Annotated in this window: 29 protein-coding genes; 25 read left to right on the forward strand and 4 right to left on the reverse strand. The window is 40.4% G+C overall.

Annotated elements, in window-relative coordinates:
• Positions 1-154: 154 nt before the first annotated feature.
• The 9 genes from KC820_RS00550 (at position 155) to KC820_RS00585 (ending at position 6897) form a co-directional block, all read left to right on the forward strand.
• A complete protein-coding gene (locus KC820_RS00550) occupies positions 155-1087 on the forward strand; it encodes a nucleoside hydrolase (RefSeq protein WP_144089616.1) in 933 nt (310 codons plus the stop codon).
• 19 nt (positions 1088-1106) lie between these two features.
• A complete protein-coding gene (rbsK, locus tag KC820_RS00555) occupies positions 1107-2015 on the forward strand; it encodes a ribokinase (protein ID WP_212367139.1) in 909 nt (302 codons plus the stop codon).
• The gene (locus tag KC820_RS00560; protein ID WP_212367140.1) at positions 2008-2907 is read left to right on the forward strand and encodes a DMT family transporter; all 900 of its coding nucleotides are present in this window, start codon (positions 2008-2010) and stop codon (positions 2905-2907) included. Before rbsK ends, KC820_RS00560 begins: the two co-directional genes overlap by 8 nt.
• 35 nt (positions 2908-2942) lie before the next feature.
• Entirely contained in the window at positions 2943-3416 is a 474-nt protein-coding gene (locus KC820_RS00565) for a small multi-drug export protein (RefSeq protein ID WP_212367145.1), read from the forward strand.
• A gap of 135 nt (positions 3417-3551) precedes the next feature.
• Positions 3552-4679, forward strand: a complete 1128-nt coding sequence (locus KC820_RS00570; protein ID WP_212367147.1) for an NAD/NADP octopine/nopaline dehydrogenase family protein — start codon at positions 3552-3554, stop codon at positions 4677-4679.
• A 95-nt stretch (positions 4680-4774) separates the two neighbouring features.
• Positions 4775-4999: a hypothetical protein gene (locus tag KC820_RS00575; protein ID WP_212367149.1), complete on the forward strand. Its 225-nt coding sequence runs from the start codon at positions 4775-4777 to the stop codon at positions 4997-4999.
• Positions 5000-5136: 137 nt separating this feature from the next.
• On the forward strand, positions 5137-6066 hold the full coding sequence (locus tag KC820_RS00580) for a BCCT family transporter (RefSeq protein WP_272874421.1): 930 nt from the start codon (positions 5137-5139) through the stop codon (positions 6064-6066).
• Positions 6033-6524 (forward strand): BCCT family transporter, encoded by a 492-nt coding sequence (locus KC820_RS13365; RefSeq protein WP_272874422.1) that lies wholly within the window; start codon positions 6033-6035, stop codon positions 6522-6524. Before KC820_RS00580 ends, KC820_RS13365 begins: the two co-directional genes overlap by 34 nt.
• On the forward strand, positions 6502-6897 hold the full coding sequence (locus tag KC820_RS00585; RefSeq protein ID WP_212367151.1) for a soluble NSF attachment family protein: 396 nt from the start codon (positions 6502-6504) through the stop codon (positions 6895-6897). The genes KC820_RS13365 and KC820_RS00585 overlap by 23 nt, the downstream gene beginning before the upstream one ends.
• On the opposite strand, the gene KC820_RS00590 is transcribed toward KC820_RS00585, so the two are convergent.
• Positions 6864-7715: a YitT family protein gene (locus KC820_RS00590; protein WP_144089715.1), complete on the reverse strand. Its 852-nt coding sequence runs from the start codon at positions 7713-7715 to the stop codon at positions 6864-6866. The two genes, KC820_RS00585 and KC820_RS00590, sit on opposite strands and share 34 nt — an antisense overlap.
• 243 nt (positions 7716-7958) lie before the next feature.
• Here KC820_RS00590 and nagA point away from each other — a divergent pair, with 243 nt between their 5' ends.
• The 10 genes from nagA (at position 7959) to KC820_RS00640 (ending at position 16264) form a co-directional block, all read left to right on the forward strand.
• Entirely contained in the window at positions 7959-9161 is a 1203-nt protein-coding gene (nagA, locus tag KC820_RS00595; protein ID WP_212367157.1) for an N-acetylglucosamine-6-phosphate deacetylase, read from the forward strand.
• A 21-nt stretch (positions 9162-9182) separates the two neighbouring features.
• Positions 9183-9914, forward strand: a complete 732-nt coding sequence (gene nagB, locus KC820_RS00600) for a glucosamine-6-phosphate deaminase (RefSeq protein WP_212367158.1) — start codon at positions 9183-9185, stop codon at positions 9912-9914.
• A 190-nt stretch (positions 9915-10104) separates the two neighbouring features.
• Positions 10105-10386, forward strand: a complete 282-nt coding sequence (locus KC820_RS00605) for a YhdT family protein (protein ID WP_212367160.1) — start codon at positions 10105-10107, stop codon at positions 10384-10386.
• The gene (gene panF / locus KC820_RS00610) at positions 10383-11843 is read left to right on the forward strand and encodes a sodium/pantothenate symporter (protein WP_212367162.1); all 1461 of its coding nucleotides are present in this window, start codon (positions 10383-10385) and stop codon (positions 11841-11843) included. Before KC820_RS00605 ends, panF begins: the two co-directional genes overlap by 4 nt.
• A gap of 137 nt (positions 11844-11980) precedes the next feature.
• Positions 11981-12193, forward strand: coding sequence for a helix-turn-helix transcriptional regulator (locus KC820_RS00615; protein WP_212367165.1), 213 nt, complete (start codon positions 11981-11983; stop codon positions 12191-12193).
• Positions 12183-12608 carry a hypothetical protein gene (locus KC820_RS00620; protein WP_212367167.1) on the forward strand — a complete coding sequence of 142 codons (426 nt, stop codon included), beginning with the start codon at positions 12183-12185 and terminating at the stop codon, positions 12606-12608. Before KC820_RS00615 ends, KC820_RS00620 begins: the two co-directional genes overlap by 11 nt.
• Before the next feature lie 16 nt (positions 12609-12624).
• Positions 12625-12822 carry a hypothetical protein gene (locus KC820_RS00625; RefSeq protein WP_212367169.1) on the forward strand — a complete coding sequence of 66 codons (198 nt, stop codon included), beginning with the start codon at positions 12625-12627 and terminating at the stop codon, positions 12820-12822.
• A 75-nt stretch (positions 12823-12897) separates the two neighbouring features.
• Positions 12898-13350: a DUF2188 domain-containing protein gene (locus KC820_RS00630; RefSeq protein WP_212367172.1), complete on the forward strand. Its 453-nt coding sequence runs from the start codon at positions 12898-12900 to the stop codon at positions 13348-13350.
• Between the two features lie 150 nt (positions 13351-13500).
• The gene (locus KC820_RS00635) at positions 13501-14280 is read left to right on the forward strand and encodes a zinc ribbon domain-containing protein (RefSeq protein ID WP_212367174.1); all 780 of its coding nucleotides are present in this window, start codon (positions 13501-13503) and stop codon (positions 14278-14280) included.
• Positions 14281-14650: 370 nt separating this feature from the next.
• Positions 14651-16264, forward strand: a complete 1614-nt coding sequence (locus tag KC820_RS00640; protein ID WP_212367175.1) for a gamma-glutamyltransferase family protein — start codon at positions 14651-14653, stop codon at positions 16262-16264.
• A 55-nt stretch (positions 16265-16319) separates the two neighbouring features.
• Here KC820_RS00640 and KC820_RS00645 read toward each other — a convergent pair whose 3' ends face one another.
• Positions 16320-16769: an Lrp/AsnC family transcriptional regulator gene (locus tag KC820_RS00645; RefSeq protein ID WP_212367297.1), complete on the reverse strand. Its 450-nt coding sequence runs from the start codon at positions 16767-16769 to the stop codon at positions 16320-16322.
• A gap of 404 nt (positions 16770-17173) precedes the next feature.
• Between KC820_RS00645 and KC820_RS00650 the strand changes: the two genes are divergently transcribed.
• Both KC820_RS00650 and KC820_RS00655 read left to right on the forward strand, forming a co-directional pair.
• The gene (locus KC820_RS00650) at positions 17174-17737 is read left to right on the forward strand and encodes a chromate transporter (protein WP_212367176.1); all 564 of its coding nucleotides are present in this window, start codon (positions 17174-17176) and stop codon (positions 17735-17737) included.
• 3 nt (positions 17738-17740) lie between these two features.
• Positions 17741-18277, forward strand: a complete 537-nt coding sequence (locus KC820_RS00655) for a chromate transporter (protein WP_377862749.1) — start codon at positions 17741-17743, stop codon at positions 18275-18277.
• Between the two features lie 21 nt (positions 18278-18298).
• Here KC820_RS00655 and KC820_RS00660 read toward each other — a convergent pair whose 3' ends face one another.
• Positions 18299-19045 (reverse strand): metallophosphoesterase family protein, encoded by a 747-nt coding sequence (locus KC820_RS00660; protein WP_212367177.1) that lies wholly within the window; start codon positions 19043-19045, stop codon positions 18299-18301.
• 130 nt (positions 19046-19175) lie between these two features.
• Positions 19176-19847: a tyrosine-protein phosphatase gene (locus KC820_RS00665; RefSeq protein ID WP_236782455.1), complete on the reverse strand. Its 672-nt coding sequence runs from the start codon at positions 19845-19847 to the stop codon at positions 19176-19178.
• 229 nt (positions 19848-20076) lie between these two features.
• Here KC820_RS00665 and KC820_RS00670 point away from each other — a divergent pair, with 229 nt between their 5' ends.
• The 4 genes from KC820_RS00670 to KC820_RS00685 all read left to right on the forward strand — a co-directional run bounded on the left by KC820_RS00670 (position 20077) and on the right by KC820_RS00685 (position 23997).
• Complete coding sequence (locus KC820_RS00670) at positions 20077-20973, forward strand: AEC family transporter (RefSeq protein ID WP_212367179.1); 897 nt, start codon at positions 20077-20079, stop codon at positions 20971-20973.
• A 19-nt stretch (positions 20974-20992) separates the two neighbouring features.
• A complete protein-coding gene (locus tag KC820_RS00675) occupies positions 20993-21847 on the forward strand; it encodes a fumarylacetoacetate hydrolase family protein (RefSeq protein ID WP_212367180.1) in 855 nt (284 codons plus the stop codon).
• Between the two features lie 201 nt (positions 21848-22048).
• On the forward strand, positions 22049-22720 hold the full coding sequence (locus KC820_RS00680) for a TRAP transporter small permease (RefSeq protein ID WP_212367181.1): 672 nt from the start codon (positions 22049-22051) through the stop codon (positions 22718-22720).
• A complete protein-coding gene (locus KC820_RS00685) occupies positions 22717-23997 on the forward strand; it encodes a TRAP transporter large permease (RefSeq protein WP_212367183.1) in 1281 nt (426 codons plus the stop codon). The genes KC820_RS00680 and KC820_RS00685 overlap by 4 nt, the downstream gene beginning before the upstream one ends.
• Positions 23998-24006 lie beyond the last annotated feature (9 nt).

Here is a 24006-nt window from a genome sequence, read left to right on the forward strand (position 1 = left end):
TCGCAAAATATTTTCATCCATTGAAATCATATGCCTTGCAAATGGTCTTTATTCGATGAACTTCATCGTCGATTTTTGTGTGGGAATTGTGCTTTTGACAGCAACCTTATATACTGAATGAACAAACAGTAGATAAAATCAAGGGGTGGTTTTCATGACATCAAAAGAAAAAGTCATCTTGGATTGTGATCCAGGTCATGATGATGCGATTTCAATTATTTTAGCAACGTTACACGAGAAGGTTGACATTGTCGGCATTACAACGGTCGGCGGGAATGTCAGCGTAGAAAAAACAACGAAAAATGCGTTGAATATTTGTGACTTGGTTGGATTAAATGTGCCGGTTGCCATCGGAGCCAATCGTGCGCTCACGAAGCCACTTTCGGTAGCTGAATCCATTCATGGTGAATCTGGATTGGATGGACCTGAACTACCTGAAGAACCGACACTTAATCCAATCGATCAGCATGCGGTTGATTTCATTATTGAAAAATTGCTCGAGTCAGACGGAGACATTAAGCTTGTACCGACTGGCCCGCTTACGAATATCGCTTTAGCAATGATTAAAGAGCCAAAAATCATTCCGAAAATCAGTGAGATTGTTTTAATGGGTGGAGGCACATTTGGAAACTGGACGCCGGCAGCAGAGTTTAATATTTGGGTAGATGCGGAAGCGGCTAAAGTCGTTTACGAGAGCGGAGTTCCGATTCGGATGTTTGGCTTGGATGTGACACATCAGGCGTTAGCAACGAAAGAGGTTACGAAGCGTCTTCAGACAATTAACAACGATGTAGCTGATTTTGTAGTGGAACTTTTAGATTTCTTCATTCACACATATAAAGAAGTTTTTGATTTCGATGGTGGACCGGTCCATGATGCTTGTACGATTGCTTATTTGATTGACCCTAGCTTGTTTACGTTCAAGCATGTTCACGTTGATATTGAAACAAAGGGTGAGTTTACATACGGAATGACGTGTGTAGATTTATTGGAAACGACAGGTAAGGAGCCGAATGTTTATTTTGCTGATGCATTAGATGTGGATCGGTTCTGGGACTTGTTTGACGAGACATTGCAGAAGTTTTAAATCGAAAGGAGGGAATCTCATGAATGTTCTTGTGATTGGGAGCATTAATATGGATTTGGTTTTAAGTGTGAAAGATATCGTGAAACCTGGAGAAACGACATCTAGCACTTCCTATACGACAAATTTCGGTGGAAAAGGTTCTAACCAAGCGGTTGCTTGCCGTCACTTAGGTGCGAATGTTTCTTTCATCGGAAGTGTCGGTGCGGATGAGTTTGGCGAAGCGATTTTGACAAACTACGATGAGCTGGGCATTGAAACATCTGGAATCTCCAAAGAAGGACAAACGGGAATTGCGATGATTCAAGTAAATGAAGCTGGTGAAAACTCAATCGTGCTCGTTCCAGGGGCAAACTACCAAGTGTCGAAAGCAGATATCGATCGTCATCGTTCATTGATCGAAGCATGTGATATTGTTTTAATGCAGCTCGAAATACCGATTGAAACCGTTGAATATGCGATTGAACAAGCGAAAACACTTGGTAAGAAAGTTGTGTTGAACCCAGCGCCAGCTAATGAGATTTCACGAGAAGCCCTTCGTCAAGTCGATTTATTGACGCCGAATGAAACCGAATTAGCTGGTTTGTCCGGTCTGCCTGTCCATGATTTGGAGCATGCAGAAGCGGCTGCGAAAATGCTTTTGGATGAAGGTGTTGGTGAGATTGTCGTCACATTAGGCCGGCAAGGTTCGTTATTGGTTACTAAAGAGGAAAGCTTTTATTTGGAAGCAAAAAAAGTAGAAGTCGTTGATACGACAGGCGCGGGTGATGCCTATAATGCAGCATTGGTGACAGCATTGAGTGATGGGTTGACAATTAAACAAGCGATGAAGCTTGCGACATTGGTAGCCGGGTATACGGTCAGTGTTAAAGGGGCGCAGCCTAAACTTCTGTCAATGAATTATTTTTTGGAACAGGTAGAAAATGATTAAAAACAAATCAGTTATCAGTGTTTCACTTTTATTGCTGCTCAGCTTGTTATGGGGATCTTCGTTTTTATTTACGAAGATTCTCGTTGAAGACCTTCACCCGGTCAGTCTTATTTTTATTCGTTGTTTATTTGGCCTTATTATGTTGGGGCCGATTCTTTATTTCAAGCGAATTTCAATTAAACGAAAATTGACGTTTACGTTTGTCAGTTCTCTAAGTCTCGCGGCAGGAATTCCTTGGATGTTGATGGCATTTTCATTAGTCTCTTTACATAGCTCGGTAAGTGGTATTTTGAATTCATTCACATCGATTTTCACGTTTGTGCTATCATTGATTTTTTTAAAAGTTAAACCGCTTGCCAACCAACTCGTCAGTCTTGTGCTTGGGATGCTTGCATTGATCATTTTATTTCTCGACACACTCCAAGTAGATGCATTTGGCTTTTTCAGTGTTGGTTTAATGCTAACGTGTACGCTTTGTTATGCGACAAATTCGATTATAGCCGGACGGTATTTCCAGGGAATTTCGCCGTTCGTATTAGGTTTTTATACATTATTGTTCGGTATGATTATTAATGGCATTCCGACGATATTCATCCAACCGGAAGTGTTTTTACTTCTTGGTTCTTGGGATATTCTCATCCCAGTAGCGATTCTTGGATTTTTAAGTTCCGGGCTTGGATATGTTATTTTTTATCAATTAATTGAAAACGGCGGTCCAGTTTATGCGACGTTTGTTACCTTTTTAATTCCATTCGTCTCTGTGTTGCTCGGTGTCGTTGTATTAAATGAACCGTTTCGGGTTTACATGATTATTGGCGGTGTCATGATTTTCTTCGCACTTGTTGCGATGAACTGGCATCTGTTTACGAGAAGAAAATTTAATGTCACCTGAGCCAGTTTTTCGGTTCAAATAAGGAGGACGAGTATATGACATTTTTATTAAGCACCTGGGATTACCTGCTTGTTTTCCTACTGGCTGCTGTACCGTGGTTTGAAATCGGATTAATTATTCCTGTCAGTATTCTTGCTGGAATGAATGCTTTTTGGGTGGCAGTTTTAGCATTTTCGGGAAATTTACTGACGGTTTATTTGTTAATTATCTTTTTTGATCGATTAAAAGGATGGTTTCTTCGAAAGAAAAAGAAAGAACAGGACGATCAGGAAGAAGCAGGTCGGTATGCGAGAGCGAACCGTATGTGGGAAAAGTATGGCGTGTCTGGTTTACTACTCGCAGGACCACTCATAACCGGCTCGCATATTGCAGCAGGAGCAGCGATTTTATTCGGAGCTGCCAAAAGACGCGCGCTGTATTGGTCAACGATTAGTCTGGGGCTTTGGACGATCGTTTTTACAGTTGCCTCGATATACGGTATTGGGTGGTTCACTGATATCAATCTTTAATGAGGAAGATTACCGATAAAAGCAGGATTTTCGGTGATTTTGACGAATTAAGACGATAGAAGGATTTTAATTGGAAGAATGGATAGGGACATCGTTTCGATCGATGATGACGACATAGATGGAAGGTGGGAGATGATGAATAAACCAGTGACCGTTATTGGTATGAACGAAGTTGGATTAGCAACCGCTGCTGACTTAACAGCGCGAGGTTTTGCAGTCACGTTATACAATTCTGAATTAGATGATAAATTGTTGAAAGATAAAGAGGGCGGAATCCACTTTAATAATGAATGGGTTTTCCCGGAGCCAGTAACTTCTGATGTAGAAGAAGCTCTATTTGCTTCGTCGCTCGTTTTGATTACGGAGTCGGTGAATCATATTGAACTTTTAGCTGAGATGTGTGCGCCTTATTTAGCAGACAATCATCGTGTAGTATTTCTTGGCCACGGTTCCCTTGCCAGCATTCGATGGACTCGACGATTAAAAGAGTTAGATGTCGAAGCGAACATATTAGTTGGTGAAACACATCTACCGCCTTATGAAACAAAATATAATGAAGATACAACGGAAGTAGAGTTACTTTTACGAACAAAAAAACTCTTGTTCTCAACATATCCTGTGGCGGACAATGATGAATTTTTTCGAGGAATGCGTTCAGTTTATCCAAGCATTGAAAAAGCGACAAACAGTTGGGAAGTACTTTTGAATAATTTACTCCCTGAAACAGTGGTTGCACCGTTATTATCAAACCTAGCGAAATTCGATCAAGATGATGCGCATTTTCAAGTATATCTAGACGGGCTTTCCCCTTCAGTTGTGAACGTCATTCAAGAGGTCGATCAAGAAAGACAGAAAATATGCCGGGCGTTAGGACTTGAAGCAAAGAACCTTGAAAGGCGTCTAGTAGAGACAGGCTATGCGAGGCCACTAAATGAATTGATGGAGCAGCTTAAGGAAAGTGATGTACTTAAGAAAAAATCAATCGTTGCATCGGATGAAAACGCTCAATTGATGGAAGGGCTACATTTTGCTATCGTTCCATGGATCGAATTAGCGAATATGCTTGAGCTTGAAACACCTACGCTTAATGCATTGTTACATATCGGTTCTGTTTCTCTCGATCGCTTGCTTGTTCAAGAAGGGTTGACCCTTGATAAAATTGGTTTCTTTAATGAAACAGCAGATTCATTAATAGCAGCCGTTCAAGAAACCTCAGAACAAGAAAATGATGAAGAAACAGATGAACCACAGCTTTTAAAATGATAAATGATGATAAGCACTGACTCCGGTCGGTGCTTTTTTTGTGTGCAAAGGGAGAAGCTGGCGAAGGAATATAGAAGGCGTGTTCAGTAATGTTGATGATTCGTAGATTAATGTTGAAGAAGCGCGAAAACACTGAAGCCGCGCAGATTAACGCTGAAGGATTGCAAATAAACACTGAAGCTCCACAGATTAACACTGAAGAATCGCAAGTTAACGCTGAAGAAATACAGAGAAACATCGAAGCAGAATGTAGTAAAAATGTTTCTTTTCTACTGAACTTGTCAACTAGATGTGTAGGAGATGTTCGTAGAAAGTGGTGAGTCCATGAAAAAATTGCTTGCGAAAATGAAAAGTCAAATCGTATTCACCATATCGGCAATCGTCAGGGCATAATCGGCCCTCAATCAATGGAATCTACCACAACAGCGTTGATGGATGGTATGACGAAGCATCTTGGTTGGTTTATGTAGCTGTAACAGCTTTTTATATAGGGTTTTGTATTTATTTAGGAGTTGGACCTTACCGTAAGATGAAACTAGGGAAGAAAAACGATCAGCCGGAGTATTCTTATTTTGCTTGGATTGGCCTATTATTTGCGGCAGGAATGGGTGTCGGTCTAGTGTTTTGGGGATTTGCTGAGCCTATTTCACACTACATTACTGCACCAGGTGCAGCAACCGAGCCAGAAACGGAAAAAGCAGTTAGACATGGCCTGTTACTGGGCGTTTTTCATTGGGGGTTTCAGCCATGGGCGATATATGCAGTCGTCGCACTTGGATTAGCTTTTGCGAAATTTAGAAAAAATCTTCCGGGGTTGATCAGCTCAACATTTTATCCATTAATCGGAAATCGAGTACATGGTTGGCAAGGTAAAACGATTGATATCATTGCCATTGTCGCTACAACGGTTGGTATTGCTACTTCTTTCGGACTGAGTACGATGCAATTTGGAGAAGGCTCGTCTGAAGTTTTTTCATTGCCAGATAATAATTGGAGGCTAGTCGGAATCGTTGTCGTAATAACAGTTATTTTCCTTACTTCTGCTTTAACGGGTTTAAATAAAGGGATGAAATACTTAAGTGTCGGCAACCTTTGGCTATCAGTGGTTGTTTTGATTGCTGTTTTATTGGTTGGTCCGACGTTTTTTTTACTTGAACATTTATTGAAAACGATTGGTGACTATGGGGCGAACATTTTCCAATATACGTTTAACACGACACCTTACTCTTCCGATAATCAATGGATGGGTGATTGGACATTGTTTTATTGGGCTTGGATTATTTCATGGAGCCCTTTCCTTTCGTCGACACGTTTATTGCACGCGTTTCGAAAGGCCGCACCCTCGGTGAATTTATGTTCGGTGTACTTGTCGTACCAACAGCGTTGACTATTATTCGGTTTGTCATTATGGGAGGCACCGGATTGCATATGGAATTAACCGGACAAGCAAGTTTCGCTGAAGAAATCAAAAAGACACCGGAAGTAGGCTTATTCCGTGTGTTCGAACAACTTCCAATGGGTCAGATTTTATCCGTTCTTGGATTGATTTTAATCGGCATCTTTTTCATCACTTCAGCAAATTCAGCTACGTATGTGCTTGGTGTATTTTCGGAGTCAGGTCGTTTAAACCCTGGGAAGAAAGTTTTATTGACATGGGGATTATTGATTTCAGGAATTGCGATGGTATTGTTGTTAAGTGGAGGCTTACAAGGGCTACAAGCAATTGCAACAATTACAGCTTTTCCATTCGGGATTATTATTATCTTCATGATCTACGGCATCATTCATTCCTTACGACAAGAAGGCCGCGAAGAGCAACAGGTTGAAGAAAAAGAAGATTGGTAAGAATATGGAGCGCATGCAGTTGTTAGGAGGCATGCGCTTTTATCGTCAGTTAGGCGGTGTTTATCGACAGTCAGCGCGCTGTTATCAACAGTTAGAAAGCGTTTATCGACAGTCAGCGGGCGTTTATCAACAGTTAGAAAGCGCTTATCGACAGTCAGCGCGCTATTATCAACAGTTAGAAAGCATTTATCAACAGTCAGCACGCTATTATCAACAGTCAGCACGCTATTATCAACAGTCAGCACGCTATTATCAACAGTTAGCAAGCGTTTATCTACAGTCAGCCCACGTTTATCAGCAGTCAGCTCACATTTATCAACAGTCACAACACATGATCACCTATTTCGTATGTCCTTTATACCCCCGACCATAAACTTCTTGAACACGGTGAACGGTAATGTAAGCATCTTGATCAATTGAATCGACAATTTTTCGGAGTCGAACGATTTCCCGTTTGTTTACAACGATATAGAGAACTTGCTTGTTCATTTTCGAATAACCGCCGCGACCTTCTAAGACGGTGACACCTCTAGCTAACCGGTCTGTAATAGCTTCCAATAATGCTTCCGATTGGTTGCTGATGATCATGACAGCGCTTCGGGCATTTGGTCCTTCTAATACCATATCGATCACTTTCGCACTGATATATACAGCGACTAATGTGTACATGGCTCGTTCTTGTCCGATGACAAATGAAGAACCAGCGATAATCACAAGGTCGATAAACAAAACGACTCCGGACACACTGAATCCGAATACTTGGTGCATAATTTGTGCAATGACGGTTGTACCGCCAGCAGTGCCGCCTGATCTGAGCATAAGTCCAAGACCTAACCCGATAAAAACCCCTGCAAATAATGCAGCAAGTAATGGGTCATCATCAATTGGACTACTCCAACCTTCCGTTACCAATAAAAATACAGCTACTGAAACAACCGATAGTGCTGTATAGGTTAACGCTCGTTTGGAAAAAAACTTATAACCGACAATTACTAGTCCGGCGTTCAATGCAAAGTTAATCACACCAGGTGACCAGTCAAAAAGATAAACGAGAATAACGGTTAGACCGATAACACCACCTTCGGAAAGCATGTTCGGAATGATAAAGTAATTCACACTGAAAGCAAGAACAAAGGCACCGATCAATACAAAGCTTATGTCTCTTAAATGATTCCAATGGTGTTGTTGCATGTTCAGTCCTCCCTCTATGTAATACAATTTATACAAAGCGCACGTTTTTTTCATTATAGTACATTGGTAATAGAAAACAAACGGATGACCTGGTAAGAATTTCATGAAAGCAAAATAATGATGCAGTTCACGTGTGCGTTTGACACCCTCTCAAATAAACGAACCAGCTATGCGGTTTTCACTACTTTTTTGGTGATATAAGTGGTACAATTTTAGAGGAAGTGGTTTCATACATACGATTTAATGATTGGAATTTTTCATATAGAAGAGGCGATTGTTGTGAACCAGTTGTTGATTAAAGGTGGCCAAGTTGTTGGGCATGAAGAAGTGTACCAGCCAGGTTACATACTTGTGGAAGATGAGAAAATTAAACGCGTCGGTCCGATGGAAGAAGTACCGAACGATGAAAGTTTTCATATCATTGAACTGACTCCGGACCAAATGGTTTTTCCAGGATTCATAGACATTCACATCCACGGAGCGAATGGCTATGATGTGATGGACGGAACGATGGAGGCACTGGAAGAAATGACTTCAGTCTTGCCTCAAGAAGGAACGACAAGCTTTTTAGCGACAACGATTACAGAAAGTAAGGAAGCGACAGATCAAGCTCTTCAAAATGTCGCACGTTTCGTTGAGACTGATTATACAGGAGCGGAGATTCTTGGCATTCATTTGGAAGGTCCATTTATTAATGAAAAACGAGCGGGAGCGCAGCCCGTCAAACATATTTTACGACCAGATTTAGACCAGTTCGATGCGTGGCAAGAACTGTCCAATCGATTAATTAAAGTCGTCACGATGGCACCTGAAATGGAAGGTGGTCAGGAGTTCGTCAAGCATTTGAGCGACCAAGGAGTCATTGCGTCAATCGGCCATTCGGATGCTATTTATGAAGATGTAAAAAAAGCAGAACAAAATGGCTTGAAGCATGCGACTCATCTTTTCAATGGCATGCGTGGAATTCACCATCGTGAGCCAGGAGTTGCAGGATCCGTATTTTTGAGTGATCAACTTAAAGCAGAAGTTATTTTTGATGAAATTCATGTCAATCCAACGATGGTTCAATTGGCTTATCAAAATTTGGGTGCTGAACGGATGATGTTGATTACCGATTCGATGCGTGGTAAATGTTTGAGAAACGGCGTTTACGACTTAGGTGGACAGGAAGTGACACTCCAAGACGGTGAGGCACGTTTAGCGGATGGAACGCTAGCCGGAAGTGTATTGAAAATGAATGAAGCGGTGAAAAACGCTGCTCAATTAAAGCCGATGGACCTCATGAAGCTTGCACAATTGTCTTCAGGAAATGTTGCTAAATCATTAGGTGTCGATCATTATAAAGGGGCCATTCGAGAAGGGCTCGATGCCGACCTTGTCGTTTTGACAGAAGACTTCGAAGTGAAGAAAACATTTTGTAGAGGTTATTTGACCATTGATAAATAAAATAAGGGTGAGGGATGCAACATGAACGTGATTGTCGTAAAAAACTACGAAGAGGTTTGCCAAAAAGGTGTAGAATTTTTTATTGAGCAAATCCAAAAGAAAAACAACATTAATTTAGGACTTGCGACAGGCAGTACACCACTTGGGTTATATGACAAATTAATCGAATGGGCACAAGAGAAAAACGCTGATTTGTCCCATGTTACGACGTTCAATTTGGATGAATATATTGGTCTACCGAAAGACGATCCAAATAGCTATTATTACTATATGAAAGAAAAACTATTCGATCCGCTCAACTTATCTCCAGAGCAGACTTTTTTACCTGATGGTCGAGCGACGGACATTGAAAAAGAGTGTCAAGCATATGACCAACTCATCAAAGATAAAGGCGGCATTGATTTACAATTGCTAGGTGTTGGCGTTAACGGGCATATTGCCTTTAACGAGCCTGGAACGTCATTTTCATCTAATACACATGAAGTAAGATTAGCTGAATCCACACGTGAGGCAAATTCTCGCTTTTTCAGTTCGATGGATGAAGTACCAACACATGCGATTACGATGGGCACCGGTTCTATTTTGGAAGCGAAAGAAATCGTACTAATCGCCAACGGAAAAAATAAAAGTGAAGCGATCCAGCAATTAGTAGAAGGGCCACAAAGTGAAGATTGGCCAATCACTGCACTTCAATCACATGACCATGTAACAGTCATTGTAGATGAAGAAGCGGCATCATTACTTAAAAAATAACGAAAACTCCCTTTCGTAGAGTGACTTACGGAAAGGGAGTTTTTTGATGACATAAACGTAAGACTACTTTTTTCTTGATTAACTTAATAATAATTAGAATTATTTAGAAAAATATTCTAAATATAATGCTTTTTCGATTTTCATCGTCTAAAATGGCTGTAAGTAGTTTTTTAATAGGGGGGCTTCGCCAATGGAAAGACCTGATCAAGATTGGCGATTTAACATTGCGAATCGGGACGCATTGATCGGATGTGGACTGGCCGTTTTTAACTTTATTTGGTGGTATGGCTTTGCGTATGGATTGGGTTCCAAGCCACCGGAAGAATATACGTATATTTTCGGTTTTCCAGCTTGGTTTTTTTGGAGCTGCATCGTCGGTGTCTTTATAATAATCTTTTTGGTAATGATTGTAACTAAATTTTTCTTGAAGGAAGTTCCCTTCGATGAAGATGAGGAGGGGAATCCGTCATGAATTGGGCAGTTCTCGGACCGTTAGTGGGCTTATTAGTGATTATCTTTTTTATTGGCATTTGGTCGAGTCGCCGGATGAATGATTCGAGTTCATTTCTAAGCGATTATTATCTAGGGAACAGACAGCTGGGCGGCCTTGTTTTGGCGATGACGATGACGGCTACATATGGAAGTTCATCGAGTTTTCTCGGTGGCCCTGGAGCGGCGTATGATATCGGTTTAGGCTGGGTTTTATTAGCGATGACTCAAGTCGTCACCGGGTATTTTGTTTTACTCGTACTAGGGAAGAAGTTCGCAATTGTCACGCGAAAAATGAAATCAGTGACATTGATCGACTTTCTGAAAGACCGTTATCAGAGCACGACTGTCGTCTTACTATCGGCAATCAGTGTTGTTATTTTCTTGTTTTCTGCTATGGCGGCTCAATGGATCGGTGGCGCACACTTGATCGAATCGTTGACGGATTTAAGTTATACAGGGGCGTTATTCATTTTTGCCGTTGCGGTTTTGATTTATGTAGTTATTGGTGGATTCCGCGCCGTCGCAGTGACGGATGCGATGCAAGGAATCATTATGTTTGTCGGAACGCTGATTTTATTGGTTGCTGTTGTGATTGCTGGAGGAGGCGTGCAAAACATATTCAATGATTTGGTTTCAGAAAATCCGAATCTAGTAACGCCTTTCGGGAATGATGGTAATCTATCAGCGGCTTATGTATCGTCTTTCTGGATCTTAGTCGGTGTCGGTGTTATCGGGTTGCCGCAAGTTGCCGTTCGTGCGATGTCCTATAGTAATTCACGTTCGATGCACCGAGCATTAGTGATTGGAACCATTGTTGTCGGGTTAATTATGTTGAACATGCACTTAATTGGTGTGTTCGCGCGGCCTGTATTGCCGGGAATTGAAGTGGCAGACCAAGTCATTCCGTTAATTGCTTTAGAAACGTTACCACCATGGGTCGCCGGAATCGTTCTTGCAGCACCAATGGCAGCAATCATGTCGACAGTCGATTCATTACTGTTATTGGTCAGTTCAGCTGTCGTGAAAGATATTTATATTAACTATATAAAACCAGATGCAACATACAAACACGTCAAAAAGGTGAGTATCGGATTTACCGCGATCATCGGGATCATAGTGTTTGTCATGTCAGTCAATCCACCAGAGTTATTGATCTATTTAAACCTATTTGCATTCGGTGGTTTGGAAGCAGCGTTTATTTGGCCAGTTGTTTTTGGACTTTATTGGAAATATGCAAACAAACATGGAGCGATTGCGTCAATGGTTGTCGGTATTGGCTCTTATGTCGGTATACATTTTTATAACACAGCGAATGGTGCGTTATTCGGTGTTCATACGGTAACATTGCCGGTATTATTTTCACTGATTACGTTTGTCGGCGTTAGTTTATTATTTAAACGCGAACCATTTTATTTTTCGATGTATCAAGCGAAATAAAATAATTGTAAGCGACCTGGTGGGCGTAATTGTCCATCAGGTATTTTTTTAAATATAAATGGAAAGTAAGCTTTACATTTTGTGAATGATTAGTTATAGTTAAATGGAAAGTAAACTTTCCATTTGGGGATAGGTATATGAAAAACAGATTAAGTGAAATTAGAAAAATACATCGCATGAATCAACAAGACTTAGCCGACGTGCTTGAGGTGACTCGTCAAACGATTGGATCGATCGAAAATGGTAGGTATGATCCGTCGTTGCAACTCGCTTTCAAGATTGCGAGATATTTTGACATGGCCATCGAAGAAATTTTTAGTGATGAAAGAGGTGAAGGAAATGAATCTTAAACTGTTTTGGTCACTTGAAGTGATCGGGGGATTGCTGCTTGTGCTTGGCGTAGTTTTAGGAATCGTGGGTGTTGAGGAGTTAGGTGTATCCATTCCACAAATTGACTATGCTCCATTTGCCATCGTATTTATGGGCGTTTTCTTAATCATGATTGCAACAGTACCGATTTTATATGAAAAAAACAAAACGAAGCAACAACGAATTGAAGAAAAAGATGAAAGCTTGATGGCAATTTATCAGTCGGCGAAAGCGAAAACGTTTAACTTAATGGCAGTTTCAATTCCGTTTGTGTTAATAGGGTTAGCGTTATTCGGATTTATGAGTAAGGTATCTTTTTTTACATTAGGCGGATTATATTTAATTTTCGTTGAGTATTATGCTTTTCAAGTGATTAAAAATGAAGAAATGATGTAAGGGAGATGGGTGTATAATGAATCAATTAATTAAAATTGTAAGCATTGCATTGGCAGCTTTTATTGTCAGTTATTTGGTTGCAGGTGCTGTCGACCGATTCGGTTTCGACACTTCGAAGTGGTATGTCGGTGGTGTGGTTGTCTTGATTACGGTTATCCTTATTTTTGGTGTATTGAATATTACTAATAGATATGTTTTGAAAAGAGCGAAATAGTTTTACCGCAAGACAAATGTTTAGAAAACGATGAACTTGGCTATTTTTTAAAGAAAGGCCAAAGGAGATGATCGTATGCCTTGGGATAAAAATGACTATCCTAGTTCATTGAAAAACTTTGACGAAGCGACTAGAAACAAAGCGATTGAAATTGCCAATGCTATGATTGAAGAAGGCTATGATGAAAATCGTGCCATTCCAATCGCAACTGACCAAGCGAAAGAATGGGCTGATGGTGCGAGTAAAGATGAAAAGGATGAAATGAAAAACATCAGTAATTCGACGTTAAAAGATCATGAAGAAGATGAATATGATACAGACTTAGACCTTCTCGATAATGACGTGCTCGTTAAACCACATGAAGATGGTTGGGCTGCTCAAACCGTTGGTGCAGAAAGAGCTGACCAAGTGTTTGATAAAAAAGAAGATGCGATTGAGCGGGCGAAGGAGATTGCGGAGAACAAAGAATCGAAAGTCCTAGTTCAGGATAAAGATGGGAATAAACAAGATAAGATTTCATTCGAATAATAAGAATCACCTGCCGAGTAGGTAGGTGATTTTTTTGATAGAAAACTACTTTAGGCTATACGGTCTATTCGTCGATTCCTTTTTATAGTTCTAAATATTCACAGAAGTGATATAATTGAAATTGTAAACTTTAAAAGGGGGAATTTAGCAATGAAGAAAGTCTGTCAAAACTGTCAGACGGAAGTAAGTGAAGACAGTAAGTTTTGTACGTCGTGTGGCACGCAGTTGGAAAATGGTGCCGAAAGTCCGGTAGTCGCAGCTAAAGAAGAGAGTGCAGCAACTGCTGGTGGTACATCAACTAATGATTACGCAGAACAAGGAAAGGAATTGGCGAAGAACTATTGGCAGCATCTCGTCCATATCGTAAAAAGCCCAATGCGTCATGGAAAAGCAGAAGGTGAAGGCAACTTCGTCAATGGACTGATTACGCTCGTATTATTTTCCTTATTTATTCCACTGACCATTTATTTTGGGATAAGGGCAATCGCCAGTTCGACGTTCGGAATGGGATCGGCTGTTCCATTCGGAACCATGTTTTTTAAGCCATTTTTCTTTATTTTACTATTTGTAGCGGTCGCCGTAGGAATTATATTTGCAGTCGTTAAACCAAGTGTTGCAGATTTGCATATTAAATCCGTCGTCGGTCGGTTTGGTGCATTCATGGTAATCCCAACCGCGATTATGTTGTTATCATTATTAATCGTCAGCTTAAAAATGTTTTCGGTCTTTTTCTATGTCTTTTTCTTAGGTTTTATCGGTTTATTTATCGCTGCGACGTTCGCCATTTACAGCTTTGTTCATAACAAGGATAAAGGAATCGATGGTTTTTATGGTGTATTGCTCTTTTACTTCGGTTCATTTTTGTTCCTAAAGATTGTATCTGAAAATCTATTTATCAATCAATTCTTAAATGAAATGCTTTATTTCTAAGAACGGTTCTGCACACCGACAACATCCTACTACCGAAAATGGTAGTAGGATTTTTTGTGAAGAAGATGGATATGTGCCCTCTTTGCTGACATATACTCCTTTGATTGGTGGATATGTGCCTGAATTTTTCTTTTATGGTCCCAATCTAAAATTATATAAGACTTAATTGTTCAAATATGCGATCGGAATTAGAATTTATGTGCCCAAAAGGTGTTTTCTAGCACTCCAGAAAATAATTGAACAAAAACATAATTTATGCAACGGAAACTTTGCCAAAAAGAAAATAAAAGATGAAAAATAATAAAGTTATGGTATGATAGTAGTAATAATTCAAACATTTTGTAAAATACAGATTAAGGGAGAGATCGTATTGGTTCATTATGATGCGCGTTATCACCCGTATGCTTCTAAACGAAATACGGTTTATAGTCGAAATGGTATGGTGGCAACATCCCAACCGCTTGCTGCGCAGGCTGGATTGGATATGTTGAAAAAAGGTGGAAATGCGGTTGATGCAGCAATTGCGACAGCAGCAGCATTGACTGTTGTTGAGCCAACTTCAAATGGAATTGGTGGAGATGCCTTCGCGCTCGTTTGGATCAAGGATGAAATATATGGATTAAACGCAAGTGGTGGTGCTCCAGCTGCAATTTCAATCGATAAAGTGAAAGAAAAAGGTCATGAAGAGATGCCGACATTTGGAATGACTCCTGTTACGGTACCAGGTGCACCGTCAGCATGGGCGGCTTTATCCGAGCGTTTTGGAAAACTAGATTTTGCTGAACTGATGGAGCCAGCAATTCGCTATGCTACGGAAGGGTATCCGGTTACGCCAGTACTAGGCCATAATTGGGAAAAAGCAGTGAATAAATTTAAAGAAATATTTACAGAAAAGGAATTCAACCATTGGTTTGAAACATTTGCTCCAGACGGCCGTGCGCCGAAAATCGGGGAGATGTGGAAATCTGAAGGTCATGCAAAAACATTGAAAGAAATTGGGGAAACGAAAGCTGAATCATTTTACCGCGGAAATATCGCTGACCAAATCGATGCATTTTTCCAAAAGAATGGTGGGTTTTTGTCTAAAGAAGATCTTGCAGCTTATGAGCCAACATGGGTGGATCCGATAAAGGTAAATTACCGTGGTTATGACGTTTGGGAGATTCCACCAAATGGTCAAGGACTCATCGCACTTATGGCGCTTAACATGCTGAAAGGCTTTGAATTTACCGAAAAAGACTGCGTGGATACATACCACAAACAAATGGAAGCGATGAAGTTAGCTTTTACAGATGGACTGCAACATATTACGGAAGATAAAGAGATGAAAGTTCTTGTAGATGATTTGTTGTCTGAGCAATATGCGGAAGAGCGTCGTTCATTGATTGGCGAGGAAGCGATTCTGCCTGAAGCGGGCGAGCCGAAAAGCAGTGGTACCGTTTATTTATCAACTGCAGATGGAGAAGGAAATATGGTTTCCTTTATCCAAAGTAATTACATGGGCTTTGGGTCAGGGATTGTCGTACCTGGTACAGGGATTGCGATGCAAAACAGAGGACATACTTTCTCCTTAAACGAAAAGGATGTCAATGTGTTAAAGCCTGGAAAACAAACGTATCATACGATTATACCTGGCTTCCTCTCTAAAGGAGATCAACCGGTTGGTCCATTTGGTGTGATGGGTGGGTTTATGCAACCACAAGGACATGCGCAAGTGGTCATGAATATGATCGATTTCCAGTTGAACCCACAAGCAGCATTGGATGCACCGCGTTGGCAGTGGATTAAGGACAAGCAAATAAAAGTCGATCCATCGTTCCCTGAACATCTAGCACAAGCGTTGCAACGAAAAGGACATCATATTATTCGCGAAGTTGACCACGGGGATTTCGGTCGGGGACAAATTATTTGTCGCGATCCAGAAACAGGTGTATTGGCTGGCGGAACAGAAATGCGTACGGATGGTTCCATTGCAGCGTGGTAAATGGAATATGAATAAAAAATCTCCTGTCTCTTTAACATGAGACAGGAGATTATCTCTATAGCTTCAATCCGGTTCGGCTCTTGAAGCGACGAAGCAAAATATGACTTTCTACATGGCTGATTCCTTCAAGTGCATACAACTCTTCGTTGATAAATTTTTCCAAACTCGTAAAATCCTCTACGAGTACATGGGTATGTAATGTACTTGGTCCAGTCATTTGGTAACAGCTTGCGACATTCGGATTTTCTGCTAGTTTTTCAGCGACATAAACGAGTGAATTCGGTTCACAGTCAACATTGAAAAATGCAGAAACGCCTTTGCCGACTTTTTCAGAGTTGATGACAACGCTGAATTTTTCAATAATGCCGGCTTCCTGCATTTGATAGATTCGGTCTCGTACAGCGACACGTGAAAGATCCAATTCTTTTGCCAAGTCGACATATGACATGCGGCCGTTGTCACTGAGCATATTGAGAATTTTTAAATCCGTATCGGTCAGTTTCAAAATGTTCACCACGTTTCTTGTAAATTACTTCTATTATAAAGAAGATTGATTGTTCTGTCACTTTTTGTTTAATATTGAAGTGTTTTGTTATCACTTTGAACAGATGGTTGCACAGAAACGTATAAAATTGAAACAAATGACTGGCTGCACTTTTTATAGATGTCATATATAATCCAAAAGTTATGACATACGCCGCTTTCAAGACCAGTTATCGACTCTGAAATTTAAAGATATGTACCCGATTCAAAGACATATGGGCCCAGCCTAAAATTGTATGCACCAAGAAGCGAGATATATGTGCCCAATCTAAAATTATATGTACCTAAAAGTGAAATATATGCATCTAACTTGAAAATATATGAGCCTGATTGATGGCTTAAAGAAAGTGAAAGGGGGATGCCATAATGACGAAATCGAAATGGGCTGTCAATAAAGATTTATTCATTAGTTTCTTGAGAACGGGCTTATTAGGATATGGTGGGGGTCCATCTACGATCCCGTTAGTTCATAAGGAGGTTGTTCATCAGTATAAATGGATGGATGACCAGGAGTTCGGTAATGTGTTGGCGCTCGGAAATTCACTTCCAGGTCCAATTATGACAAAAATGGCCGGTTATATCGGGTACCGGATCGGTGGTTTCTCAGGGATGATCGGTGCCTTAATCGCTGCGGTGCTACCAACTGTGCTTTTGATGGTTGCGTTGATCAGCTTTTTAGTCAGTTTTCGCGACTCTTCCATTGTGCAAGGAATGACACAAGCAATCGCGCCAGTTGTCGGCGTGCTCCTTTTTATGTTGGCGTTTAATTTTTTCAGAAATTCGATTAAAGGGTTAGGATTACCGATTGCGATTAGTTTAAGTGTTGTTAGTATTATCGTTTATGTTGTGCTGAATTGGCATCCAGTTCTCTTAATTGGCGCACTGATTATTTATGCGTTGACGACAAAACCGAAGAAGAAGGAGGCGTAACGGATGCTGTTGGATTTATGGTATTTATTTCTAGCTTTTTTCATTCCAGGAATTGTTGGTTATGGTGGCGGTCCGGCAATTATTCCGTTAATCGAAATTGAAGTCGTTCAGCGGTATGAATTCATGACACGTCAAGAGTTTGGTGAAGTGTTGGCGATGGGAAATGCTCTTCCAGGCCCGATTGCTACGAAAATGGCTGGGTATATTGGATTTGAAGTAGCTGGGGTACTTGGTTCATTGGTTGCGTTAGCGGCAACGGTTATACCAACGTTAGTTGCTATGATTCTTCTTCTCAATTTATTAAATAAATTTAAAGATTCACCGAAAGTAAAAAGAATGACAGCTTTAATACGCCCGACGATTGCAGTGTTATTGGCCGTTTTAGCCTATCAGTTTTTTGAAACGTCTTATTTTGATGCAGGAATCGTTCATACAATTATCTTGGTTGTTTTAAGTTTTGTATTTTTAGAACGGTTAAATATTCACCCAGCATTGGTTATTGTTGGAGCACTGGCTTATGGCGCGATTTTCTTATCATAGAACAGGTGTGGTTCGACAAAATTATTTCCTCGGAAATAATTGTCGAGTCATGCTATCTTCTACTTCCTCTTTTGTGACAGCGACTTCGGTGAATTCATTTCGTTCATAGATTAAGCAGTTTAGTTGGTAGCCAAATGTATAACCACCATCAATACCGATTTTATTGTTATCAAAATAAACGTGGGCATGAGCCTGTAATCCTTTTGTTGGTGTATGACCGAATATGATTGTTTTGTCGGAATCGATTACGCTGTTATGAAATTCTTTCCGAATCCATAAAAAGTTTTCTTTCGAAGTGTTTTTCCAATTTGCTTGGAGTGGGTCAATGCCAGCATGAACACAGATCAACTCCTCGTGTTCATAATAAAGAGGCAATTCTTTTAAAAAATCGACGTGTGTTGGATAATTATCTCGAATATAGGAAGCCCATTCGGCTTGTGCTTCTACCGAATAATCATCACCTAATTCACCGATATACGATTGGATTGTTTCAATGCCACCATTTAATAAGAAGTTTGGCGATACTTGACTTGGGTCTTGCAGCCACTGGAGAAACCAGTCATCGTGATTTCCGCGTAAAGCGATTGTTCCATTCGCTTGTAAATCCATGACAAATTCAATTGTTTCCTTACTGGATGGACCCCGGTCAATATAGTCTCCTAGTAGGATTAGTTGATCACTTGCAGGTTGAAAATCAACTTTTTCAAGTAACTGCTCAAACGCATTTAAATGTCCATGAATATCACTGATCATAAGGTTTCTATTCATCCGCTTCCATCCTCACTTCATCCTCGTTATTGACCGTTCTGTGTTAAATAATACCAAAAATCTTTTTTGTTTTGATGCGAGTTGGTGGTTCTGCAAAGATTGTTTCATTTTCGATTAACGCTTGGGTGTTCTATAAAAAGTAATAATGCATTGGTTTACCGAAACTTTTCTCTATCTTTTTGTAAGCTTCTTTTAATTCAAATGGATACCTTCTCGTATGGTTTGCTTCAGAGGAAATGAAATGAACTAAATTTGCTTCGATCATTTCATGTGCAAATTTAGCGACCTTCTTACCGAATCTTCCAGTGACACTGCCAGCTGTCAGTTGGACGAGCATTCCCTTCTTAACCAAATTATATAAGAATTGTGGTCTTTTTAAAAACTCATTGTTTCTTTCTGGATGAGCGATGACCGGGATGTATCCTTTCATTTGTAAATCGAATAATATTTGCTCGGAAAATTTCGGAATATGGTTGGACGGAAACTCGATCAATAAATACTTGGATTGTTCATTAATCGGAAGTAATTCATTTTTCTCTAAACGCTCCAGGAGATCCCAAGATAATCGGATTTCCTGACCTGCTAATATCGTTAGCGCGATATTCGCTTGCTCCAATTCGTTTCTGAAGTGGACGATATCCTTCAGTATATCCAGTTTCGGGTTATCATTATTACCATCGAGGTGACGAGGCGTCGCAACGATGGTACGAATACCGTGTTTGGTTGCATCCTTTGCCATCTGCATACTTTCGTGGATGGACGTAGGTCCAGCACCCCTTCCCGGTAAAATATGACTATTCATTTCTATCAATATGTACCCCTCCTAGTCAAAAGTAACTAATCATTTAACAATTTTTTGTATTAATAGTCTATCATATTTCCTTAACTAGGTGAAGGAGGTTTTTTTGGATGGTTTTGTCATTAGGTGTCGGTAAATTTTTTTAAGCGCTTGTCGTTTCGCGCTATTTCGCCAAAGCTTATGATGCGTTATAGTAGTAAAAGAAGTATGTAGCTAGAGGAGATGCAGCCAGTTGTCTATTTTTATTGAAGTAATATTACCGATTGTATCTATATTCCTTATCGGATATATCTTGCAGCGTATCCGTAAGATGGACGTACGTTCTGTTTCTGCAGTAACCATTTACATATTTGTTCCGGCACTCGTTTTTGAAGCCTTCTATACGAGAGATTTATCTGGGGAATTCAGCACGATTGTTATAATGTCTTTCATTATTCTATTTGCGATGATTTTGATAAACAAAATTTTATCCATGTTATATAAATGGGAACGATCTGTTGAAAGTGGTATGATTTTATCAAATGCTTTTATGAATGCCGGGAATTACGGCTCACCCGTTATTTTGTTTGCATTCGGTGAAGAAGCTTTTGTTTATGCAATCTTATTTATGTCTATACAAACAATACAAATGAATTTTTTCGGCATATATTATGCGTCTCGCGGGGTAAGTGGTATGAGACAAGCGTTATTGACCATTTTAAAGATGCCCGCAACATACGCGATGCTATCTGCATTTTTGATGAAATGGTTAAATATTGAACTTGCGACACAGGCGATGGAAGTCGTTGATATGTTGGCTGCAGTTGCCATCCCGCTCATGATGGTCGGGCTTGGTATGCAACTCGCAAATATCGCATTCCGTGAGTTTGATGTCAGTAAAGTGGTTTTATCTTCTTCATTACGATTGATTATTTCACCACTCATTACGTGGTTGTTTGTCTTACTCATTCCGATGCCTGAATTGCTCGGGAAAGTGTTGATTGTGATTGCTGCCATGCCGACCGCTGCGACGACAACGATGTTTGCGCTTGAGTTTCGTGCACGGCCTGATTTAGTCTCAAGTATTACGTTAGTCACGACAATACTCAGTATATTTACGATATCTGGTTTGTTATGGATTTTGACATAAGGAAAAGGAGAGAGTACCTATGAAATTTATCGCTTTTGAAACCGATCATCAGCATTATTGGGGAGTTTTACAGGGGGATCGCATCGACTATTATCCAAAATTAGTCGAGTTATTTCCGACGCTTTTATCCGTCATTCAAGGATTCCAGTTCGTTGATTTTGAAAATGAAATTAAGCATTCGATTTCAATCGACGAAGTAAATGTTCGTCCCCCTTACATTCCAGAAAAAAATATTATTAGTGTCGGGAAAAACTATCGCGATCATGCCATAGAGATGGATGAAAATCGTGATGAAAAAGCCGTACCAAAAGACCCGGTCATTTTCTCCAAATCACCGACGTCCATTATTGCCAATGGGGAAACGGTTGACCCTCATGAAGCAATAACAAGCGAGTTGGATTACGAGGGAGAATTGGCCGTGATTATCGGAAAACAAGGTGTGAATTTCAGTGAGGAAGAAGCCTTGGATTACGTGTTTGGTTACACGATTTTGAACGATATTTCGGCTCGGGACTTGCAAAAGCGACATAAACAGTTTTTCCGTGCCAAGTCGTTGGATACATTCGGTCCGATGGGGCCGGTCCTTGTGACGAAAGATGAAGTGACACAACCAGATAACCTCTCCATTCGCACGTATGTAAACGGTGAAATGCGCCAAGACGGTAATACAAAGGATATGATTTTTAACGTACCTCATTTATTGTCATTATTATCAACGGGAATGACGTTATACCCAGGTGATATCGTTACTACAGGAACGCCGAGTGGTGTCGGAAAAGGGTATCAACCACCGAAGTTTTTGAAAAAAGGAGACAACGTTCGCGTAGAAATCGAGGGAATTGGAGCGCTTGAGAATCCGATTGGTGAGCAGTAGTTCAAATACGATAATACTATTTAAGAATGATCTCGACTAGATTCGGGATCATTTTTTGTGTTCAGCGAAAGAAGAGGCCATTTACTAGAGTGGAAAGTATTGGACTTTTCTCGCTAACTTATTTTAGTTTAATGGGTAAAATTGCGGGTATTTATGTTGGAAGAAGAGTTAGGAAGCAAGGAATTTAGGGGGCATCTTTTAATGAATTGGCTAAGAAAAATGGATCGTATTCAAGCGAAAGTAGAAGGCTGGATGATCAGTTATGCTTTAATCGCCATCACCCTTGTTTTGCTCGGAAATGTCATTGCGAGGAGTGTTTTTAACAATTCGTGGACATTTGCGGAGGAAGTGGGGCAGTTTCTGATCATTTTGATTACGTTTGTCGGTCTCAGTTTTTGTGCTCGCTGGGGAAGACATTTGAAAATGACAGCGATTGTTGAGTTTTTACCCTATAAAGTGAGAAAAGCACTCGTTATCTTCGTAACTATTTTTACATCCATTCTATTATTCTATTTAAGTTACTTATCTGTTCAATATGTTTTCATCTTAATGGAGACCGGAAGAACGACACCAGCCTTGCAAGTTCCCTATTACTTAGTATCCATCTTTATCCCATTAGGATTTTTTTTCGCAGGAATCCAATATGCGATGGAAGCCGTCTTAAATATCCGTAACAAGGAACTGATTGATGGGACACAGGATCCGATTTTGAAGGAAATCAGACGGAGAAGGGAACAGGGAGATGATTCGTTTGTTCATCGAAGTGAAGTGAGTGAAACAGCCCCTTCCGACGGAGACAATGAACAGCGCGAGAAGGATGTGGAGCTGCAAAAACAGAATCCAGGCTTGCATCAAGGGGGTCGTAAAAAATGATATGGATTATGTTAGGGGTTATGTTTCTATTACTGTTTTTAGGTTTTCCGATTATGATCCCATTGATCGTTGCACCATTACTTATTGCGATTATTTATTTTCCTGATTTGAATTTAATGGTGCTCATTCAGCAATTCTCTCTCGGGATTCAGACGTTTGTGTTACTCGCTGTTCCGATGTTTATATTTGCCGCTGATATTATGGCGAAAGGAAAAACGTCTAGTAGATTGCTCGATTTTGTCGGTGCATTCATCGGCCATATTCGAGGAGGATATGCAGTGACTACGGCAGCGGCTTGTACGTTGTTTGGGTCCATTTCCGGTTCGACGCAAGCGACAGTCGTTGCAGTTGGTAAGCCAACGCGTGAACGGATGCTGAAAGAAGGCTATAAAGATTCACAGGCGATCCCGTTAATTATCAATGCGAGTGACTTGGCACTGATTATTCCGCCGAGTATCGCAATGATTGTTTATGGTGTCGTCACAGGAACCTCCGTCGGTGAACTTTTTATCGCCGGCATTTTACCTGGTCTTATTATTTTCGCGATGTTCGCGTTATATAGTTTCTTATTAGCTAGTAAAAATGATATCGGACGAATTGAGAAACAAACATGGAAACAACGCTGGACAGCTTTTCGCAAGGCTTTATTGCCGCTCGGTTTTCCGATTGTTGTCGTTGGTGGTATTTATACAGGAATTTTTAGTCCGACAGAAGCGGCAGCCATTTCCGTGGCTTATGCATTTATTTTGGAAGTATTCGTATTCGGCGATGTGAAATGGAAGGATATTCCGAAAATTGCCGAATCATCTGCGGTTGTTACAGCAGCAGTCTTTATTCTTGTTGCTGCAGGAACAGCGCTTAGCTGGGTGTTAGCTTATGCGAAACTACCTGAAGTGTTGACTTCTGCTGTGCTTGGTGCTGACCCATCAGCTACGTATGTATTATTTATCGTTGCGGTATTTTTCTTTATTGGTTGTATGTTTGTCGATCCACTCGTCGTCATTATTATTATGACGCCAATATTTTATCCAGTGGCGATGGATGCAGGTGTCGATCCGATAGCTTTAGGAGTGATCGTCACGTTACAAGCTGCAATCGGCTCAGCAACACCACCGTTTGGCGTAGATATTTTTACAGCGATTGCTGTATTTGAAAAACCGTATCTAGAGGTCATTCGAGGCATATGGCCGTATATCTTAATTTTATTTGTCGCATCTGCGTTATTCATCTTATTTCCAGAAATCATTACAGCGTACCAGATGTTTTATTCCGATTAGAAAGAAGGT

This window comes from Allobacillus saliphilus (assembly GCF_018138385.1).
GTDB lineage: Bacteria > Bacillota > Bacilli > Bacillales > Alkalibacillaceae > Allobacillus > Allobacillus saliphilus.

Bases quoted from the DNA above. Each gene is read 5' to 3' on its own strand.
- KC820_RS00550 (WP_144089616.1), top strand. From the start codon at position 155: ATGACATCAAAAGAAAAAGTCATCTTGGATTGTGATCCAGGTCATGAT.
- rbsK (WP_212367139.1), top strand. From the start codon at position 1,107: ATGAATGTTCTTGTGATTGGGAGCATTAATATGGATTTGGTTTTAAGT.
- KC820_RS00560 (WP_212367140.1), top strand. From the start codon at position 2,008: ATGATTAAAAACAAATCAGTTATCAGTGTTTCACTTTTATTGCTGCTC.
- KC820_RS00565 (WP_212367145.1), top strand. From the start codon at position 2,943: ATGACATTTTTATTAAGCACCTGGGATTACCTGCTTGTTTTCCTACTG.
- KC820_RS00570 (WP_212367147.1), top strand. From the start codon at position 3,552: ATGAATAAACCAGTGACCGTTATTGGTATGAACGAAGTTGGATTAGCA.
- KC820_RS00575 (WP_212367149.1), top strand. From the start codon at position 4,775: ATGATTCGTAGATTAATGTTGAAGAAGCGCGAAAACACTGAAGCCGCG.
- KC820_RS13365 (WP_272874422.1), top strand. From the start codon at position 6,033: ATGTTCGGTGTACTTGTCGTACCAACAGCGTTGACTATTATTCGGTTT.
- KC820_RS00590 (WP_144089715.1), bottom strand. From the start codon at position 7,715: ATGCAACAACACCATTGGAATCATTTAAGAGACATAAGCTTTGTATTG.
- nagA (WP_212367157.1), top strand. From the start codon at position 7,959: ATGATTGGAATTTTTCATATAGAAGAGGCGATTGTTGTGAACCAGTTG.
- nagB (WP_212367158.1), top strand. From the start codon at position 9,183: ATGAACGTGATTGTCGTAAAAAACTACGAAGAGGTTTGCCAAAAAGGT.
- KC820_RS00605 (WP_212367160.1), top strand. From the start codon at position 10,105: ATGGAAAGACCTGATCAAGATTGGCGATTTAACATTGCGAATCGGGAC.
- panF (WP_212367162.1), top strand. From the start codon at position 10,383: ATGAATTGGGCAGTTCTCGGACCGTTAGTGGGCTTATTAGTGATTATC.
- KC820_RS00615 (WP_212367165.1), top strand. From the start codon at position 11,981: ATGAAAAACAGATTAAGTGAAATTAGAAAAATACATCGCATGAATCAA.
- KC820_RS00620 (WP_212367167.1), top strand. From the start codon at position 12,183: ATGAATCTTAAACTGTTTTGGTCACTTGAAGTGATCGGGGGATTGCTG.
- KC820_RS00625 (WP_212367169.1), top strand. From the start codon at position 12,625: ATGAATCAATTAATTAAAATTGTAAGCATTGCATTGGCAGCTTTTATT.
- KC820_RS00630 (WP_212367172.1), top strand. From the start codon at position 12,898: ATGCCTTGGGATAAAAATGACTATCCTAGTTCATTGAAAAACTTTGAC.
- KC820_RS00635 (WP_212367174.1), top strand. From the start codon at position 13,501: ATGAAGAAAGTCTGTCAAAACTGTCAGACGGAAGTAAGTGAAGACAGT.
- KC820_RS00650 (WP_212367176.1), top strand. From the start codon at position 17,174: ATGACGAAATCGAAATGGGCTGTCAATAAAGATTTATTCATTAGTTTC.
- KC820_RS00655 (WP_377862749.1), top strand. From the start codon at position 17,741: ATGCTGTTGGATTTATGGTATTTATTTCTAGCTTTTTTCATTCCAGGA.
- KC820_RS00660 (WP_212367177.1), bottom strand. From the start codon at position 19,045: ATGAATAGAAACCTTATGATCAGTGATATTCATGGACATTTAAATGCG.
- KC820_RS00665 (WP_236782455.1), bottom strand. From the start codon at position 19,847: ATGAATAGTCATATTTTACCGGGAAGGGGTGCTGGACCTACGTCCATC.
- KC820_RS00675 (WP_212367180.1), top strand. From the start codon at position 20,993: ATGAAATTTATCGCTTTTGAAACCGATCATCAGCATTATTGGGGAGTT.
- KC820_RS00680 (WP_212367181.1), top strand. From the start codon at position 22,049: ATGAATTGGCTAAGAAAAATGGATCGTATTCAAGCGAAAGTAGAAGGC.
- KC820_RS00685 (WP_212367183.1), top strand. From the start codon at position 22,717: ATGATATGGATTATGTTAGGGGTTATGTTTCTATTACTGTTTTTAGGT.